The sequence below is a fragment of the Nonomuraea sp. NPDC050404 genome (assembly GCF_040655495.1).
Classification (GTDB): domain Bacteria; phylum Actinomycetota; class Actinomycetes; order Streptosporangiales; family Streptosporangiaceae; genus Nonomuraea.
Genome location: NZ_JBFAKB010000047.1, coordinates 23,741 through 40,400, shown reverse-complemented (window position 1 = coordinate 40,400; position 16,660 = coordinate 23,741). Strand labels below are relative to the sequence as shown.

Genomic DNA, 16,660 nt, shown 5'->3' with positions numbered 1-16,660 from the left:
GACCGGACGGAGACGGCCTGTCGGCCTCGGTCATCCGGGCGCGCTATGAAGGTATGGGCGATAGCGAGGTTGTGTCAGATGGGGGCAGATCTCCCCACCGGAAATAGGGGTAGCGTTCCCTTGCGCGATTAAGGCCGCTACCCCGCGCAGATGGTGTTTTCGCAGGTCTTCCCGGTTTCGGACAGTGCGCTGGGCGGCCCGACTCGTCTAAGGACGAGTCCTTTGAATATGTGTGCGCGTGTGTGAAGTGGCTGACCGTGCTGCGGCTGGCCCCGCTCACCTTGTATCCCATGGCTCCTTCGACTACCAGCCCCCTGGCCGGCTCGCGGCTTGGCCGCGAGCCGGCCAGTTTGTGGAGCGTGTGACGGGTGTGGTGTGGGCCGGTGCGCCGTCGGGGGGATGCGGGGGATGGCGCGGTCGCGGTCGCTGACAGTTGGCTGACCGGCCCGGGGACGCCTACGACCCCGGTGCCGCCGTAGGGCGGTGCCAGGGCCGGTGGGTTGTCCAGGGGCGGGGTTACGCGGTGGCGGGTGTGTAGGTTCCCTCAGGTGTGTTCATGTCGTCCGGCGCGGTGGGGGCGGGGGATGAATGGCGACGTGGGTGGCGATCAGTTCGGCGACGTCGGCGGGCGGGGTGTCAGCAGGGATGTCGGTGACGGGATAGGTGTCATCGGGGCCGGTGCGGCCAAGGTAGGTCCATTCGATCGTGAGCGGCGCGGGGGCGGGGGTCAGCGCGATGATCAGTCGGACGAGGTGGTGGTCAGGCGAGCGGTACAGCTGGTTGAAGGTGTCGTGTTGCCGGACTTCGTTGCGGTAGTACCGGTTGCCCTGCATGCGGCGTTGGTAGCCGTGTTGAGTCAGGGCGCGGGTGTAAGGCAGCGTGAGGGGCATGTACGCGGCGATGTCGGCGCGGTCGTGGTAGTAGTCGCCGAGAATGTCGGTCATGTGGGTGGCGATCATGTAGAAGTCGGGCGGTGCGCCCGGCGTGCATGCCGGGCAAGTGGAGGCGTCTTCGCCGGGGTCGCAATCGCCTCCGAGGGTGAACATCTCCTCGTAGGTGCAGATTTCGAGGAGGCTGCCGTCGTCGCCGCGTTCGGGGCGGACGATGACGGGTTGCCCGTGGCGGTCGTCCCACATGATCGCCCATCCGGGGCCGTAGTTGGCTAGCGCGCGGGCGTGTCCGGGGCTGACCATGCGGCGGCGGGTGGCGGTGCGGCGGTTGGCGCGTGTCATGCGGTGTGCCTTTCGATTTCCCCGGCGGGTTATTCCGGGTGCCGTGTCGGCGGTGTTTGCCGCCTAATTCAATGGACGCTCGATCCCCGTATGTTTGTCAACCGGGATGCGCATTCATCTCACAGATTCTTTCGTATCGCATTCCGGCATTCGGGCATCGTTCGCCGTCGTCCATTGCAATAGGTGAAGAGCTGGACGCGGATCGAATGTCAAGCTGATCGCGGAAGTTTCTCATGAGGTGTTTTCGCAGATCGGCGGTTGGTTTTGTTAGGGCAGCCTCTCCAGCCGTTGCGGTGACTAAATTTGTTGGCCGGTCGACTTGCTGTCCGCGTTATGGGCGAGGGATGGTCGTGACGCAAACGAAAAGCACCGGCCCGGACGGGGCCGGTATAGCGACCGGAAAGGGCGTCACGAAATGGCTATTCACATCGCGGAAATGACCGCTACCGACACCGCCCCCGCTGACGCGGAAACCGCCGTCACCATTCCTTCCGATACCGGGCCTGTGACGGCCCCTGACGGCCCCGACGCCGCAGCCCCGGACACCGACAACACCCCGGACGCGGACGGGCGTGTGGCGGCGGTGTGGGCGGCGCTGAACGCCGAGCCGGGTTCGTCGGCCACGGTGATCGGGGCGGCGGCCGGGCTGAGCCGGATGGTCGCGGGCAAGATCCTCAACCAGCTCGAGACCGAAGGGCAGGCCCGCCGGGAACCGGGGGTGAACGACGGTCAGACGCGGGGCCGCGCCGCTGACCGATGGTTCCCGATCACGGTCGACACCCCCGTGCCGACCGCCGACGCCTCGGCCCCGACGGATGTCACGCCCGACGAGCCGACCACTTCGGACGCCGACACCGAGAGCGCAGCAGATGAGGAGGTGTTCACCGCCGCCGACCTTCCCCCGGCGGACGAGCTGATCGACGAGGAAGTCCTGACGGGCGAAGAGAACCGCGAACCTGAGGGGCTGAGCGCCGATGGGACGACCGGCGAGGTGCCGCATCGAGCGGATGGCGAATCCGCCGCAGCTCCTAGCTCCGCCCCGTCCGAGGCGAAGCCGGTGACCGATGATCCGGCATGGGCATGCGTTCGGGCGGAACTGACAGAGCTGGTGGATCTGTTCAGCGGAGCGATCATGGCCAAGGATCAGGGGAATGCCGTGATGGCGTTGGGATGCCTGGAAATGGCCATGACAAAGGCCGCCTCGGCACACCGGAACGCGCGGGCGGTGCTGACCGGCACCACCACCGCCCCGGCCCGTCCGGCTGCGGCCCGTCCGGGTGCCGCAAGCGGCGCGGGTACGGGAAACGGGGTCCGGACGGGTGTGCTGCGGGACATGGTGCACGCGCACCTGCTCGAGTTCCCGGACAAGGACTTCACCCCGTACGAGATCGGGCGGGCGCTGGACCGTTCGTCCGGTGCGGTGGCCAACGCCCTGGACCGCCTGGTCAACCTCGGAGACGCGGTGCTGTCCTGTGAGCGGCCCCGCCGCTACGCCCTCGCCCCCACCACCGACCCCGCTCACGGCGCGTCAGCACACGCTGACGCCGGGGGCAGCGCGGGGGATGGCAACTACGACGGTTGAGCCGGGGCCGGGCGGGCCGACCTGACCGGCCCGCCCGCCGGACCGGTAGCCGGGCGGGACCCCTCCACCGACCCGCCCATGGCCGCACCCCCGCACGCACCCCGACCCGCCATATACAGCACCACCAGCGGCCCCGGCCTGCCGCTCAGGCGGCAACACCGGTCCCATAAGCACCGGCACACGGCCCGCGCAGCCGGAGCCGGACCCCACAACACCAATCGGTCATCGCGTCTGTTTCGCATGCCCGCACGTCAGCACAACGCATCAGAGAGGGAACTGTCATGGCTCACGAAATCGAGGTCTTCGCCAACGGTTCGGCCGGGTTCGCCGCCGCCGGTAAGCCGGGCTGGCACGGGCTCGGCTACACCGCCCCCGGCCCGATGACCGCCGAGGACCTGCTGGTCAATGCCCAGCTGGCCGGATGGAACGTGCGAAAGGTGCCGGTCGGTCAGGTCACCGACCCCGTCACGGGCCTGCCGGTCGTCACGGAGGAGGACTTCCTCGTGGTGCGCACCAACCCTGTCACCGGAGCGCCGGAACGGCTCGGCCGTGTCGGCCGGGACTACCAAGTCCTGCAGAACGAGGACGTCACCGGGTTTCTGCAGACCCTGGTGGACGAGTCGGGGGCGATCTTCGACACCGGCGGGTCGCTGAACGGCGGACGCCGGGTGTTCGTCACCATGCGGCTGCCCGAGCCGCTCATGGTCGGCGGGTTCGATCAGGTCGACCTGTACCTGGCGGCGTTCTCCCGGCATGACGGGTGGGGGTCGTTCGTCACCGTGGCGACCCCGGTCCGGGTCGTCTGTGCGAACACCGAACGGGCCGCGCTCGCCAATCACGCCTCAAAGTTCACCGTCCGGCACACGGGCAATGTAGCCGGGCGCATCGCCGAGGCGCGGGAGGCGCTGAAGCTGACCTGGAAGCACGGCGAAGCGTTCGCGGCCGAGGCCGAGAAGCTGCTCGCGGTGCCGATGGAGGTCAAGGAGTTCCGGCAGTTCGCCAACCGGCTGCATCCCCTTCCGGCCGACGCGAAGGAGCTGGCCAAGCGTAATCACGATCTGACCATGCGGGAGTTGGAGTACCTGTTCACCACCGCGCCGACGCAGGAGCCGATCCGGAACACGCGGTGGGCGGCGTACAACGCGGTGACCGAGCGGCTGGATCACAAGAGTCCGGTGTTCGGCAGCCGCGACGTGGCCACCGTCCGGGCGGAGCGGGCCCTTCTGGACGACCACGACAACGCCAAGCTCAAGGCCCGCGCGTTCCGGTTGCTAGCCACCGCCTAACCAACGGCCATTACAGCCCCGGCGTCCGGTACCGCCCCCGCGTGGGGCCGTACCGGACCCACACAGGCCAATCCCCGGTCGGCCACACCGGCCGCTCGCTCCGGCGCCCCGGGATTGCCCGAGCGGCGGGGCCGAGCCCCGCCCAGGGCCTCGACCCGGCCGATACCGGCCCCGCGTACGTCATCCACCGCTACCCCGAAGGAGATCATCATGGGACGACTCGAAGACCTGGCCCTCCACTACGCCACCGCCGCCCGCCGGGAACTCGGCGAGGCCCTCAACCGCATCGCCTCCCTCGATGACGAGGGCACGCTGTACGACAGGGACCTCGGCCGGATCGCCTACGCCTACCAGCGGCTCACCTGGTGGCAGCAGGTCACCGACCTCACCCACGGCCGCGAAGAGCCGATCGACGGCGCGATCGCGCTGCTGGCCGTGCGACAACGCGCGCAGGACCTGCTGATCAACGCCCGTCCAGTGCACAACGGCGGCTTGTTCGCCCTGGCCATGGCCGAGTCCCGCCGAGGCGGTGCACGCGCCTTCCTCGACGCGACCGAGAAGCTCGCCGAGGCGCTGGCCTTCCCCGCCGATCACGACACCCGCCCGGCCGACGCCACCCGGCCGACCACCACGACCGAGCAGGCCCCGCCCACGGAATCTCGCCCGTGACGGCGTGTACGGGGGTGCGTCCCACCGGCCCGCGCCCCGGCCGTCTCATGGTCCGCCTCACCGCCCGCGCCCTGCTCGGGGCCGCGTGATGCCCCGGCCGTCAGCCGTACGGCCACCTCACGGCCCTCGCCCCGCACCGGTCCCTGTCACCCGACGATAAGGACAACGCCCGATGAACCACCGATACCAGCCCGACCCTCCGCCTGGGGAACCGAGCAGCACCCCTCCCGCCCGGGACAGCGCCACATCCCCAAATGAGACGGCGCGGCTCTCGTGCGAGCAGCTGACCGCCGAGAAGATCACCGCAGTCCGCCACACCTTCTACACGGCGGCAGCACGCGCGATCTTCACCTTGCAGAACGGGCAGCGGCTCACCGGTGAGCAGTCGTTCGCCGCCGCCCACGCCCAGGCAGCACGCACCTGGTGGGATCTCGTGGACGAGGAGATCACGGGCAAGAGCTTGACCTGCGATCACGCGCTACGACGAGTGCGCTCCTGGGCCCGCCACTACCTCACCGGCGAGCCTCCAGCCGCCCGGCCGGGAACTCTGTTCGATCACGCCCTCGCCCACGCCGCCCGTATTGCCGCCCGCGACTTCCTCACCGACAGCGGCCACCTCCTCACCCAGCACCTCATCCACCAGGCAGCCACCCCGCCCACGGCCGCACCGGTCACCACGGACCTGCCTGCACCGACTGGCGGTAAGGCCATGACAGGCCAGCCGACCGTGCCAGCGCATCCCGGCGCTGGCGACACCCTCCAGAGGAAGGAAACCCTGTCATGACCGACCCTCAGCGGCATGCCGCCACCGGCGCACCGCCCGAAGGAGTCCCGGCCTCACTGCACGCGATCACCGAGCAGGTTCACCACAACTGTCAGCAGCACCTCGACGACATCGTCCGGTGTCTTGGCCGGGGCGAGCGGCTGAGCGCCGAGCAGATCTACGGCACCCTGCGCGCGCAGACCCTTAGTACCTGGTGGCGGCTGGTGACCCGGCATATCAAGCGCACCGACGGCGGAGAGTCCCGCCCGGCCCAGTCCGTCGCCAGGTTCGTCTCCTGGATCACCCCCTACCTCGACGACCCCACCCCACCAGACCCCCGCCAGGCCATCGGAACACGCGGGCAGGACAACGAGCTGGAGCTCGCTCTGGTCCACCTCGACCACAGCCTCGCTCTCATCCGGCAAGGCGCCGCCCGTATCTTCCTCGCCCAAGCCGAGACACTCGGGCCGGCCTGCCCGGCGGAGCAGTCTCCGACTGCCTCGCCCGGACAGGAGGCCACGGCATGACCTACCGCACCCCCACCGGCGAACCCTCTCCCGCCATCCCGGAGATCTCGACGGCGAGCAGCCACAAACCGAGCGAGCTGGACGGATCGGGCGTGGAGTTCTTCCAGATGATGGCGTGGCGATGGAACATCACCGCCGCAAAGAAGATCACCCGGGGCCGGATGCCAGAAGGTCGGATCCAGCCGAGGGAATGGGGAGCCATGCTTCGATTGATCTCCATCGACACCGCGCATGCGGCCCAGGTGGATCTGTCCGAGCCGCTGATCGTGGCCCAGGTCCCGAACGGCGGCATGCTGATCATCGACGGCTGGCACCGCCTCTACAAGGCCGTGACCACAGGCGTTCAAGAGCTGCTCGCGGTGGTGCTCACTGCGGAAGAGGAACTCGCCTGTCGGATGCATGGCGGTGAGAAGGGGCAGGGATACATCCGCTAGCGCCTGATCCGGTGGCGTAGGAGGCATGCCCCGTCCAGCACAAGGTTGGTGTGCTGGACGGGGCATACCCGCTGCACCACCGGATCACATCAGTCTGTCAGAGTCCCTTTCCGCGACCCGAAGATGCCCTCTTGCTTTGATCAGCGCGATCTTCTCCATCACGGCTTCGAACGTTGGGTTCTGGAGGACGTAGGGGGTTGGCCCGAAGTCGAGCGCGCTGACATACGCAGTGGGGTTCTCCGGTACCGACTCGGGCTTGATCACCTTGACAAGAGGCCCCCCGCCGTCGGGGGCGTTGGCCGGGCGGGGATAGAGGGTGTGGCCAATGAGCCGGAGCACGGACTCGATAGGCAGCAGGTAGTCGATGAGGCTGGTCTCGTCGTCGTCTGACAGGGTGGGATCTTGAGGGCGGTTGCGATTGTGCAGGTCGACCTGCCCGGCCTGAGCGAGGTGGTCGTGAAGCCGTCCTTCCAGCCACCCGGCCTCGCTGCTGTTGAGCGTCTCATCCTCGTTGGATTCGTAGCGGATGAGCAGCGCCCGGTACCAGTGATCGCGATCCTTGAGCTGCTTCAGCACGCGGTGGCGCAGACCGGGGTTGGTGGCCTTGCCGACGTAGGCTCCCCACCGTCCCTGCGCGTCGGGGCGGTCGAGCAGGATGTAGGCGCCGGGGACGTTCCAGCCTCGGTCGAGGCGGTTGGCGTGGTCGCGGTCGAGCAGGAGCATGCCGGCGACCTTGTGCTTGGCGCGGATCTTGATCGGGTTGTTGAGGTCGTAGGAGAGGCTGACGACGAGCTGGGACGGGGCGAACCGCATCGCGCACACGAGGCCCCTCCTCACCTGCAAGTTCATCGAGATCTTCCCGCACAGTATCGAGCAAATTTCTCTCCGTGACCACGGGGTTCTGCTAAGCGCACGAGCAGCTCACCTGTCGGATAGGCATCACGGTAGTGCTGGAGGCCGACCTGGCTGGCGCTATGACAGCCTGGCCAGGCCGTCAGTCTGTGCGAACCGCTGTGGATAACGGTCCGATGCGGACGCGTGAGCGGATGCCGTACGCGTCTACGTGGTGGCCGTGGCCTGCGATCAGCGTGGATCGGATTGGCCGGTGGCGGCGTGGGCGGGCGGCCGGGTGAAACCGATCAAGTCCTGCCGCTGATAGCTGTCGATCTTTACCACGGTACGCCGGTTGGGGGCGTGGATCATCTGGCCGCCTCCTAGGACCAGGCCGACATGTCCGGGGCCGTCTGCTTCCATGCGAAAGAAGACGAGGTCGCCTGGTTCCTCTTGCCCGGCTGGGATGGGCGGGCCGTGGCGCCACTGGTCGGCGGCGACGCGGGGGATGGTGATTCCGGCTGCTTGGTAGGCGCGCATGGTCAGCCCGGAGCAGTCGAAGGCGGCCGGTCCCTCAGCGCCCCACAGGTACGGTTTGCCCAGTTGGGCGTGGGCGTAGGCGAGTACGGCGGCGACCTGCTCGCCGGGGATGATCGGGACGCAGGTGCCGGTGAGGGCGTCGACGGTGTGTTGGGCGAAGGGCTCCCATTGGGCGTAGGCGTCGGGGCGGCCGGAGCGTTGGACGGCTTGGGCGGCTCGGGTGACCGGGAGCTGCTCCCAGCGAGGCACCTTGACGAGGCGATCGTAGAACGTGCTGGTGGCGTAGCGGGGATCGAGGATTTGCGCGGGTGTTCCCCAGCCTTGCGAGGGGCGTTGTTGAAACAGGCCCAGGCTGTCGAGATGACCGTAGTGCACGTTGCGTAGCCGGGATTCTTGCAGGGCGGTGGCGATCGCGATGACGGCTGCCCGAGCGGGCAGGCCGCGCTCGGTCGCGACCTGGACGATGAGGGCGGCGTGCATCTGCTGCTCGCTGTCCAAGGTGAGCGTGGAGGCCACGCCGGTCGATGTACTGGCCGCGACCGGCCCGCCCGTCATGCTGCTCGTTGTCGCAGGCGTGATCACGCAGGCCAGGCCGCCGGGTGTGCCGGAGCCGGTGAGGATGCTGGTGGCGGCTGCGATGAACGCGCAGATGATGAGCAGCAGGAGGGCGGCGCCGGCCGCGGCGGCCTTCATCTGCTCTCGGTCTCGTCCTCGGCGAAGATGCGGTCGAGGAGCGCGTCCTCGTGGTCGTCGGCGCTGGCTGGTTGCTCGGGGCTTTGGCCGAGGGCGAGGTGAGGCCAGCCCCGGTCGAGGTTGGCCAGCCGCAACCGTGTCTGCCCCGCCTCGGCGGGGACGGGTAGCCAGACGGGCCCGGCGGGGCCGTCGCTGTGAGTGGTGTGGACGGTGGTGGCGATCGGAAGGTCATGGTCGGTGAGAAGTCTGCGCAGGTTGGCTTCGCGGGTGGGGTTGGGCAGCCAGAACAGGACCGGGGTCGTGATGCGGGTGGCGTCGGTGAGGGCGCGGTAGTCGTGGAGTTTGTCGGCGACGCGTTTGAGGGTCTCGGCGCCGGTGTCGTGTTCGAGGAAGAAGTCGATCTGGTGGCCGTTCTCCGACCAGCAGCCGTAGGCGTCCGGGCGGGCCAGGTCGCTCCATTGCGTGGCGCACTGTCTTTCTGACAACCAGGCCCTCAAGACGGCGTGCGAGGTGTGGCGGGCACGGCTGTGCAGGTAGGAGAAGAAGTCGTTGACGCCGACCTGGTGGGCCAGGCGTGAGGAGACGGCGACCGGGATGTCGGGGTTGTAGCCCAGTTCCTTGACGGTGATTCCCTGCCGGGCGGCCAGAGCGGCGGCTCCGGCTTTGCCGAGGGCCCAGTGGATGGGGGCCGAGCCCGCGCCATATCCGGCCCAGGGCCGGAACCGGGTGACGGCGTTGAGCTGCAACAGGATGGTCATGCGGGCGCGGGTGGCCTGGGCGATGGTGAAGAACATCCGCTGCAGCTGGTGGGTGGTCAAGACGCGGTGGCGGTGCAGGTGATCGAGAATCTCGTAGTCGCGCTCGGTCAACCTGGCGGAGAGCAGCATCAACGCGGTGTGATCGAGCCGGGGCTGGGCTGCCGGGATGGGCTGGATGGTGAATCGAGGCAGCTTGCGAGCTGCCGCTCGGCGGGTGGCGGGCTGCTTGGCCGGCTGGCAAGTGTGGGAGCAGCCGCAGGGCTTGTCGGACATGGCGAACCTCCGTGATGTGGTCGAACTAGGGCGTGGGATCGGGTCAGGAGCGGCTGGAGGCTGAAGGTGCGCCGGAGTCACCCTCGCGAGAGGCACGGCCAGCAGCTCTACCTGCGGCTGGTTCAGGCGTCTGACCTGCTCGCCGGGCAACCGCCGGTCCCGTGAACCGCTGGCGAGATGCCTGGCGGATCTGTGCCTCCCGGCCCTCGACCAGGGAGGGCAGGGGACGGGTACGCAGGGTGAAGGCGGAGGTCTGCTGGCCGTCAATGACGAGGCGAGCGGCGGCTTGGTAGGCGCCGAGATGGGTGAGGTCGTGCGGGCTGATCAACGGAGCAGTGTGGTGCTTAAGGTCGTTCGCGTCTTTGGGCGAGGCGTTGAAGTAGATCTTGTTCCGGGCATCTGCTGAGAGGGCTTCGCGCAGGTCGGCGGGAAGCTGGTCGAGGTGCTGATGGGCCAGCACCAGGGAAAGGCGGTAGCCGCGTGCCTCGGCGAGCACGTCGTTGATGTGGCCGGGCAAGTGCAGGAAGTTGTGGCACTCATCGATCACGAGCGAGGCATCCGGCCTGTCTGACTCGGCCAGGGCGGAGCGGCGGGTGGCGGCTTGCCAGGTGTGGGCGAGCAGGATGGAGCCGAACAGCCGTGCGGCGTCGTCGCCCAAGATGCCCTTTGGGAGCCTGGCCAGGACCAGGCCGCCTCGGTCGAGGAGCCGGCCGATGGGCACGGTGGTGTCCGGGCTGGCCAGGGCTTGCCGGACGAACGGGCGGAGCAGGACGGCGCGGAGCTTGTTCATCACCGGTCCGATGACCGTGGCCTGTCCGGCGGGGGTGAGGGCTTCGTAGGAGTCCCAGAACCCGGCCAGCAGCTCGTCGCGCAGCTCGGCCGTAGTCCGGGCACGGAACGCCGCATCGGTGAGCAGCCGGGGCACATCGGCCAGGGTCGCCTTGCGGCCCAGGACGCTGGTCAAGGTCAAGCAGGTGGAGCGGAGCAGGTCATCCACCCGCGGCCCCCAGGCGGAGGAGAAGCAGCGGTGAAAGATGGACACGACGGAGTCGACGGCGAAGGCCGGATCATGCCCGGCGAGGATGTTGATCGAGGGCGGTGGGCCCGCGTCTTGCGGGTCGAACACGACCGTCTTGCCGACGGCCCGCTGCGGGAGCCGATTGAGGATGTCGGTGACCAGATCTCCCTTCGGATCGATGACCAGGACGCCTCGTCCCGCTGCCGCGTCAGCCAGGACCATGTTGGCGAGCAGGGTGGATTTGCCGACGCCGGTGCCGCCCAGGACGTGCGTGTGATGCCGTGCGTCGGCCACCGGTAGTGCTACGGGGCGCGGTGGGCCGCTGTCGGCGTCCCCGAGGACACGGGCGGTTCCGCCCACCGTGGTGCTGGGTACGGCCGGAGACGGCGCTACCGGGCGGGCTCCGGCGCGGGTGATGCCGGGCGCGTCGATGTCCCACGGTAGGTGGGCGAGCGCGGCCAGCTCGGCCACCGACAGCAGATAACCGGAGTCCAGGCGGCGCGAGCTGACTACGTGTCGGGCGCGCCAGAGACGGGCTCGACGCAGGTACTGGTGGCTGCCGGTGTACAAGGCGAAGACGCCGGCCAGGGTGTGCGCGTGGCCGCGCAGCCACCGGCGCTCCAGATCAGAGGAGCCCTTGCCGTCATGGGTGACGGTTGCCGGGGTGCCCAAGGTAAGAGGCTCGCGGGTGGTGGTGGCGACGGCGTAGCGGATGGCGACGGTGTAGCGCGGCTGGGCGGCCTTGGCCAAGATGGTGCGGACCTGTTCGGCGCGTTCGGGGAAGTCACGGGCCAAGTCCCCGGTGCGGTGGTGGTGGCGGGTGCTGGTGGGCAGGGGGAGGATCTCGTCGAAGACGCGGCCGAGGTAGTGGCGGCTGCCTCCGCCGCGCAGGTGGGCGGCGGCCTGGTAGGCGTGCCGCAGTCGGCGGCCGGTGGTCGGCCGGGCCAGTACCTGGACGACGGCGTGCTCGCCTTCGCGGAGTCCGCCCATCGCCTCGAGCAGGGAGCGGATGGGGTCGTGGTCGTGGTCGGTGGTGAGCGGGAAGTGCTCGGGCGCACCCAGGACCAGACGCCCGCCCGCGACCTCGGCTTCTGCCGGTAGGGGTGAGGCGGCGGGGCTGGTGGTGGTGGTCGCGCCCGGCCAGGCGGCTTGGACGGCTTTCTCGACAATGCCTGCCGGGATGGTGCCGGGCACCCACAAGCGGATGCGTACTCCGGCGTCGCTGCCGTGGTACTCCCAGACCAGGTGCGGCTGGCCGGCGAAGGCTCGTTTCCATGCGGGGCGCAGCAGGCCGACGAGTTGGCGCCACAACACCAGCGCGCCTTCGGGGTCGCTGTGGGGCGGGCTAGAGATCTCGATCAGCCGGGCCTCGGGCGTCATGCGGGCGTGCTGCAGCCAGCCGAGCAGAAAGCGCATCGTGGCGGCCAGAGCCCACACCACCGCCATAGCCGCACCGAGACGGGGGCCGTAGGTGAGGGCGAGTTCGGGCAGGCGGACGGGCAACTCGGCCAGGAAATCCAGGGTTTCCTGAACATCGCGGTCGTTGATGCCGCACAGCAGGCACGTTCCGTTCGGGCTGGGTGCCGGGTTGGTGGTCATAGCGGGTCGCTCTCCTCGTTGCCGTTCTGGTCGGTGGTGGTTATCTCGGTGAAACTGGGTGGGCCGGGTGGTTGCGCGGCGTCCGCTTGGCGCGGGCGGTGCTGGTCGTGCCGGTCGAGTTCGGCGAGGGACTTCGGGTCGGTTGTGGCCAGAGCAGCCTCAGAAGGCGAAGCGACAATGCTCAGGGCGGCCCGGCGGGCGGGGCCCGCAACCAGGAGCGCTTCTCCGCGTTCGGCGGTGAGCAAAAACTGGCGCTCGCCATCGGTCAGGTCGAAGGCGTCCCCGACCGCGCCGATGGCCTGCGGCGCTTGGCGCAGCAGAATCTGGCTGGCGGCGTTGGCCACGATCGCCTGCCCGAGCTCGGAGCCGAGCAGGTCGGCGGCGTCTTGGGTGACGACGGCGAGTCCGGCCCAGTGCTTCCTGGCTGCTTTGGCCATCCGGAACAGGAAGCGGGCGCCTTCGGGCTCCTTCATCAGCAGCCAGGCTTCGTCCACGACGACGAGGCGCTTTTTGCGGTCGCGTGGGTTGGCTACCCGCCGCCAGATCGCGTCCAGCGCGAGCAGGGTGCCGACGGCTTTCATCTCCTCTGGCAGGTCCCGCAGGGAGAAGACGGTCAGATGTCCGGCTGGGTGGGTGGTGGTGGGGCCGTCGAACAGCTCCCGGTAGGAGCCAGTCACGTACGGAGCGAGCTGCGCGGCCAGCTCCGCCCCTACCTGAGCGGCCGCGTTGGCGGTAAGAGTGGTGACCAGATCGGCGAGGAGCGGCGCGGGCCTGCTCCAGGTGCCGGGGTCGCGGGTGATCCCGGCCGCCGCGTACGTGGCGAGGATCGCGCTGTCCAGGGCCGCTCGCGTCTGAGGGGTGAGCGGGGTGCCGCCGAGCATGGTGGCGATCAGGGTCTGCAGGAACATCGCCCGCCGGGCCAGCACGTCATCGCGTGGGCTGTGGCTGGGGGGCAGGTCGAACGGGTTCCACCGCACTCCGGAGGCGCCGAGCCGCAGGCAGGTGCCGCCGACCGCGTGCGCCAGGCGGGCGTATTCGTCTTCGGGGTCGACGACGGCGACCTCGACGCCTTGGTAGAGCAGGCGCAGGGTTTCGAGTTTGGTGAAGAAGCTCTTGCCGGCGCCGGAGCGGGCGAGGACGACGGAGTTGTGGTTGTCCTGGGCGAAGCGGTCCCACACCACCACGCCGGTACCGGTGGCGCTCAGCCCGTACAGCACTCCGCTCTCGCCGACGCTCGTGGTGAGGTCAGGTGAGGTGAAGGGGAAGGCGGCGGCCAGCGCGGTGGTGTCGAACGTCCGCGTGGCGTGCAGGGAGTCGACCGCGAGCGGCAGGCTGGTGGTCCAGCCTTGCAAAGCGCGGAACGTCGCCGGTTGGGCATCCAGTAGCAGGGACGATGCCAGCGCCCGGACCCGCTCCACCTCGGCGGCCAGCTCGTGCTCCGTTGGGGCGGTGATGGTCAGGTAGAGGCCGACCTTGAACAATCGGCCGTGGCCTCGGGCGAGCTGGTCGGCCAGGTGGGTGGCGTCGTCGGCGGCGGCTTCGGCGGCGAAGTCGGCGAGCCTGCCATGCTGGGCGTCGGCGCGGCTGGCCGATTCCAGTCTGGCGAGCTGGCGGCGCAGCCGCATCGCCGCTACGGCTTGTGGGATCGGCTCGATGTGCAGGGACACATCCAGGTGGCCGGGGTAGGTGAGCAGCGGCTCCAGCCATCCCGCGCCGACCTCGCGCGGGTAGCCGGTCACCGCGAACGACGCGCAGACCGCGTCGGGCAAGGTCAGAGTCCGGGCGCCGACGTGCACGGAGCCGGGATTGAGGAGAGGGCTGGGCTGGTGGTCGCGGTTGCGGTGGTGCCAGCGTAGCTTCACGATGTGCTCCCGGTGGTTGAGGTGATCACTTCGTCTGGGAGGGCTTGGCCGAGTGGGTGCTGGCTGCCGGGGTCGAGGCATGCGGCCAGCGCTTGACTGGCGCCGTCGGCGTCGAGCACGCGGGTGCTGATGCCGAGCGCGGCCAGGCTGCGTTCGGCTTCGGCGGCGCGTCGCAGGACGACGGCGGCGCTGGCGTCCCGGCGTACGGTTCGTCGTGCTCGGCTGGTGGTGGGGTGGTCGCGAAGCACGACGAGCACCTGCCGCATCAGCAGCTCCCGCGAGTCGTTCAACTCGGCCAGGTAAGCGGCGTGTTCGCGGGCGGCGTCGGCCAGCGCGGCGTGTGGCAGCGCCTCTGCCTGGTGTTCAACGGTCGCGATCAGGTCGGTCAGGTCGGCGGGCCGGGCCCGAGCGAGGATCTGCACGGGTGCTTCCAGAGAGTTCAGCCACCGGCCGAACGCTCCGACCAGGGCGGCTTGTTCGCTGGTGGTGCGCAGGTGGAAGGACAAGGTGCTGGTCTCGACGAGGACGGCGACGCCGCCGTCGGACAGTTCGAGGGCGCCGTCGGTGCGGATCGCCCGGACCGGCAGCCGCAGCGGCGCGGGCAGCTTTCCGCGCAACCGGCACCAGCTCGGCGGTTCGACGACTCCCTCAGGCGCGCACACCAGTCGCTTGTGCGTGCGGGCATGGAGCAGGGCGGCCAGAGCGAAGCGGTCCAGGCTGAGTCCATCCCGTCGGCCGAGCGCGATGGTCAGGCCCAGCGCCACGAGCGGCAGGACGATCGCGGCGAGGATGACGATGGGCAGGAGCTGGTGGAACAGGTAGTAGATGGCGGCGGCGATCCCGCCGGTCAGGGTGACGATGAGGATCTGCCGGAAGCTCAGCCCATAGACGATCTTGTCCGGGGTGGAAAAATCAGCGGGAATGGTCGTGATCAACGGTTCGGACTCGTTCATCGGCCGTCCTGCCTGCGGGCTCGGCTTGGTGGCGGATCAAGGCGAAGTTGGAGTTGCCGGGGCCGTGGCGGTCGGGTGGGCATGCCGGGCAGCATCGGCTGGGACCACGGGGGTTTCGGGCGGATCCATGGGCCGGTCGGTTGTGCCGGGGCGGCTGGTGCGGGTGGGCGGGGCACGCGGGTGACCGGGAATGGCAACGCCAGCTGACGTCCCTGTGTGGTGGCCGATCCTGTACGCCGCGACTTCGGGCCAGCCGTCGTGGGCGGGAGGTTGAGGGGTAGCTGAAGCTGCTGGTGACCGCGCGGTCCATGCGGGGTGGGCGTGTTCACAGGTGGTGCTCCTTGGCTGGGTGTAGGTCTGCCCGTGGGCTGCGCTCCCGGTGGTCCGCCGCTCGGCCGGGTAGGGCGGCGTCGTCCCCCGCCTGCGGGGCCGGGCGGCCGACGGCGCGTGGACGGCGTGCGTGTGCCGGTGCGGGCAGCTCTGCCACCCTTGGCCAGGGCGGTTTTGGCCAGGCCGACGGTCTTGTAGAGGATCACGGCCTTGATCAGGCGCTTGAGCAGCTGGGGCTGGGCGGGCTGCCAGACGGAGCGGGCGACCCAGCTGGGAATCTTGATCAGGATGAACAGCAGGCCGATCAGCACCAGCGCGTCAACGGCGCGCACGACAGTGGGTTTCACGGCGGCCAGAGCCGGACCGCCGGACGGGGCTGCGAAGGTGTCGGTGGAGTCGGTGAAGTACACCTTGAACGCGAGGATGAGTACGAGCGCCTGCAGCACCTGCATGATCAGGACGCCGGTGAAGGCGCGCCACCACAGCCGGGCGATGTGCTCGGTCTGCGGCAGCGCGTGGCACAGCAGCGCGAGCGGCGCCGCGATCATCAGGAAGAGCAGCAGCGTGATCCGGACGACCGCGATGAAGGCCAGGATCAAGCCCATGACCACCGCCAGCCCGATCATCCAGATGAAGAACATTTGCGGGGCCTGGAGCTGGCCGATCGGGTTGATGAGCTTGTTGGCGATCAGGTCGCCGGCTCGCTGCCCGTCGACGCCGTCTTCGAGTAGCGCGGCGACCAGGCCGTTGGCCAGCTCGATGGCGTACTGGCAGAGGGTGAGTGAGAAGTTGAGCGTGATGGCGGCGACCACCGTCCGGGGTGCGATCTCGGCGGCGGTGGTGGAGGTCTGCACGCTTCCGTACGCCATGACGATCACTCCGCCGGCCAGGACGAACAAGGCGAGCAGTGCGTTGGCCACCATCCGTACGTGCGCGGACAGCTCCTGTACCCGCTCGATCATGTCCGGCGGCGGCGCGGACAGCAGCAGCGTGCCGACGGTTTGGAAGGCGGGCTGGATCGCCTCGGTGACGATGGAGCCGAACCAGCCGTTCAGCGCCCGGTTGATCTTGCAGCCGAAGTCCAGCCAGCCGCATTCCTCCGCGCCGCCGTCCGGCTGCGGCGCCGGCTCGGCGGCAGGCTCAGGCTCTGCTGCCGGGGTAGTGGATCTGGTGCTCGGATGTGGGTGCGGTGGTGGCGTGAGCATTGGCCCCGTCGGCGTGGACGGAGTCGATCTCGGAGCAGGTGTGGCGGGCGGTGTGGGCTGCGGGTTCGCCGTTGGCGAGGGCGCTGGTGGCGGGTCTGGTTCGGC

Annotated in this window: 14 protein-coding genes; 6 read left to right on the top strand and 8 right to left on the bottom strand. The window is 69.3% G+C overall.

The annotated features are described in order from the left end of the window. Positions 1 to 554: 554 nt before the first annotated feature. Complete coding sequence (locus tag AB0I81_RS60230) at positions 555 to 1,232, bottom strand: hypothetical protein (RefSeq protein WP_360678739.1); 678 nt, start codon at positions 1,230 to 1,232, stop codon at positions 555 to 557. 415 nt (positions 1,233 to 1,647) lie between these two features. Here AB0I81_RS60230 and AB0I81_RS60225 point away from each other — a divergent pair, with 415 nt between their 5' ends. From AB0I81_RS60225 to AB0I81_RS60200, 6 genes are all read left to right on the top strand, one after another. Continuing rightward, positions 1,648 to 2,814: a hypothetical protein gene (locus AB0I81_RS60225; RefSeq protein ID WP_360678737.1), complete on the top strand. Its 1,167-nt coding sequence runs from the start codon at positions 1,648 to 1,650 to the stop codon at positions 2,812 to 2,814. A gap of 281 nt (positions 2,815 to 3,095) precedes the next feature. Further along, positions 3,096 to 4,100 (top strand): DUF932 domain-containing protein, encoded by a 1,005-nt coding sequence (locus tag AB0I81_RS60220; RefSeq protein WP_360678735.1) that lies wholly within the window; start codon positions 3,096 to 3,098, stop codon positions 4,098 to 4,100. Positions 4,101 to 4,310: 210 nt separating this feature from the next. After that, a complete protein-coding gene (locus AB0I81_RS60215) occupies positions 4,311 to 4,769 on the top strand; it encodes a hypothetical protein (protein WP_360678733.1) in 459 nt (152 codons plus the stop codon). 172 nt (positions 4,770 to 4,941) lie between these two features. Continuing rightward, positions 4,942 to 5,553, top strand: coding sequence for a hypothetical protein (locus AB0I81_RS60210; RefSeq protein WP_360678731.1), 612 nt, complete (start codon positions 4,942 to 4,944; stop codon positions 5,551 to 5,553). Continuing rightward, complete coding sequence (locus AB0I81_RS60205) at positions 5,550 to 6,059, top strand: hypothetical protein (protein ID WP_360678729.1); 510 nt, start codon at positions 5,550 to 5,552, stop codon at positions 6,057 to 6,059. The genes AB0I81_RS60210 and AB0I81_RS60205 overlap by 4 nt, the downstream gene beginning before the upstream one ends. Beyond that, the gene (locus tag AB0I81_RS60200; RefSeq protein ID WP_360678727.1) at positions 6,056 to 6,493 is read left to right on the top strand and encodes a ParB N-terminal domain-containing protein; all 438 of its coding nucleotides are present in this window, start codon (positions 6,056 to 6,058) and stop codon (positions 6,491 to 6,493) included. The genes AB0I81_RS60205 and AB0I81_RS60200 overlap by 4 nt, the downstream gene beginning before the upstream one ends. An 84-nt stretch (positions 6,494 to 6,577) precedes the next feature. On the opposite strand, the gene AB0I81_RS60195 is transcribed toward AB0I81_RS60200, so the two are convergent. From AB0I81_RS60195 to AB0I81_RS60165, 7 genes are all read right to left on the bottom strand, one after another. Then, positions 6,578 to 7,306 carry a hypothetical protein gene (locus AB0I81_RS60195; protein ID WP_195902210.1) on the bottom strand — a complete coding sequence of 243 codons (729 nt, stop codon included), beginning with the start codon at positions 7,304 to 7,306 and terminating at the stop codon, positions 6,578 to 6,580. A 270-nt stretch (positions 7,307 to 7,576) separates the two neighbouring features. After that, on the bottom strand, positions 7,577 to 8,557 hold the full coding sequence (locus AB0I81_RS60190; RefSeq protein WP_360678725.1) for a C40 family peptidase: 981 nt from the start codon (positions 8,555 to 8,557) through the stop codon (positions 7,577 to 7,579). Further along, entirely contained in the window at positions 8,554 to 9,588 is a 1,035-nt protein-coding gene (locus AB0I81_RS60185) for a replication-relaxation family protein (RefSeq protein WP_360678723.1), read from the bottom strand. Before AB0I81_RS60185 ends, AB0I81_RS60190 begins: the two co-directional genes overlap by 4 nt. A gap of 43 nt (positions 9,589 to 9,631) precedes the next feature. Continuing rightward, positions 9,632 to 12,205, bottom strand: a complete 2,574-nt coding sequence (locus tag AB0I81_RS60180; RefSeq protein WP_360678721.1) for a type IV secretion system DNA-binding domain-containing protein — start codon at positions 12,203 to 12,205, stop codon at positions 9,632 to 9,634. Beyond that, positions 12,202 to 14,067: an ATP-binding protein gene (locus tag AB0I81_RS60175; RefSeq protein WP_360678719.1), complete on the bottom strand. Its 1,866-nt coding sequence runs from the start codon at positions 14,065 to 14,067 to the stop codon at positions 12,202 to 12,204. The genes AB0I81_RS60180 and AB0I81_RS60175 overlap by 4 nt, the downstream gene beginning before the upstream one ends. Then, positions 14,064 to 15,020, bottom strand: coding sequence for a PrgI family protein (locus tag AB0I81_RS60170; RefSeq protein WP_360678717.1), 957 nt, complete (start codon positions 15,018 to 15,020; stop codon positions 14,064 to 14,066). Before AB0I81_RS60170 ends, AB0I81_RS60175 begins: the two co-directional genes overlap by 4 nt. Next, positions 15,017 to 16,555, bottom strand: coding sequence for a hypothetical protein (locus tag AB0I81_RS60165; protein ID WP_360678715.1), 1,539 nt, complete (start codon positions 16,553 to 16,555; stop codon positions 15,017 to 15,019). The genes AB0I81_RS60170 and AB0I81_RS60165 overlap by 4 nt, the downstream gene beginning before the upstream one ends. Positions 16,556 to 16,660 lie beyond the last annotated feature (105 nt).

What these genes read in the sequence shown, in the direction of transcription:
- AB0I81_RS60170 (WP_360678717.1), bottom strand. Translation starts at nt 15,020, where the DNA reads ATGAACGAGTCCGAACCGTTGATCACGACCATTCCCGCTGATTTTTCC.
- AB0I81_RS60185 (WP_360678723.1), bottom strand. Translation starts at nt 9,588, where the DNA reads ATGTCCGACAAGCCCTGCGGCTGCTCCCACACTTGCCAGCCGGCCAAG.
- AB0I81_RS60210 (WP_360678731.1), top strand. Translation starts at nt 4,942, where the DNA reads ATGAACCACCGATACCAGCCCGACCCTCCGCCTGGGGAACCGAGCAGC.
- AB0I81_RS60190 (WP_360678725.1), bottom strand. Translation starts at nt 8,557, where the DNA reads ATGAAGGCCGCCGCGGCCGGCGCCGCCCTCCTGCTGCTCATCATCTGC.
- AB0I81_RS60195 (WP_195902210.1), bottom strand. Translation starts at nt 7,306, where the DNA reads ATGCGGTTCGCCCCGTCCCAGCTCGTCGTCAGCCTCTCCTACGACCTC.
- AB0I81_RS60230 (WP_360678739.1), bottom strand. Translation starts at nt 1,232, where the DNA reads ATGACACGCGCCAACCGCCGCACCGCCACCCGCCGCCGCATGGTCAGC.
- AB0I81_RS60225 (WP_360678737.1), top strand. Translation starts at nt 1,648, where the DNA reads ATGGCTATTCACATCGCGGAAATGACCGCTACCGACACCGCCCCCGCT.
- AB0I81_RS60205 (WP_360678729.1), top strand. Translation starts at nt 5,550, where the DNA reads ATGACCGACCCTCAGCGGCATGCCGCCACCGGCGCACCGCCCGAAGGA.
- AB0I81_RS60220 (WP_360678735.1), top strand. Translation starts at nt 3,096, where the DNA reads ATGGCTCACGAAATCGAGGTCTTCGCCAACGGTTCGGCCGGGTTCGCC.
- AB0I81_RS60180 (WP_360678721.1), bottom strand. Translation starts at nt 12,205, where the DNA reads ATGACCACCAACCCGGCACCCAGCCCGAACGGAACGTGCCTGCTGTGC.
- AB0I81_RS60200 (WP_360678727.1), top strand. Translation starts at nt 6,056, where the DNA reads ATGACCTACCGCACCCCCACCGGCGAACCCTCTCCCGCCATCCCGGAG.
- AB0I81_RS60215 (WP_360678733.1), top strand. Translation starts at nt 4,311, where the DNA reads ATGGGACGACTCGAAGACCTGGCCCTCCACTACGCCACCGCCGCCCGC.
- AB0I81_RS60165 (WP_360678715.1), bottom strand. Translation starts at nt 16,555, where the DNA reads ATGCTCACGCCACCACCGCACCCACATCCGAGCACCAGATCCACTACC.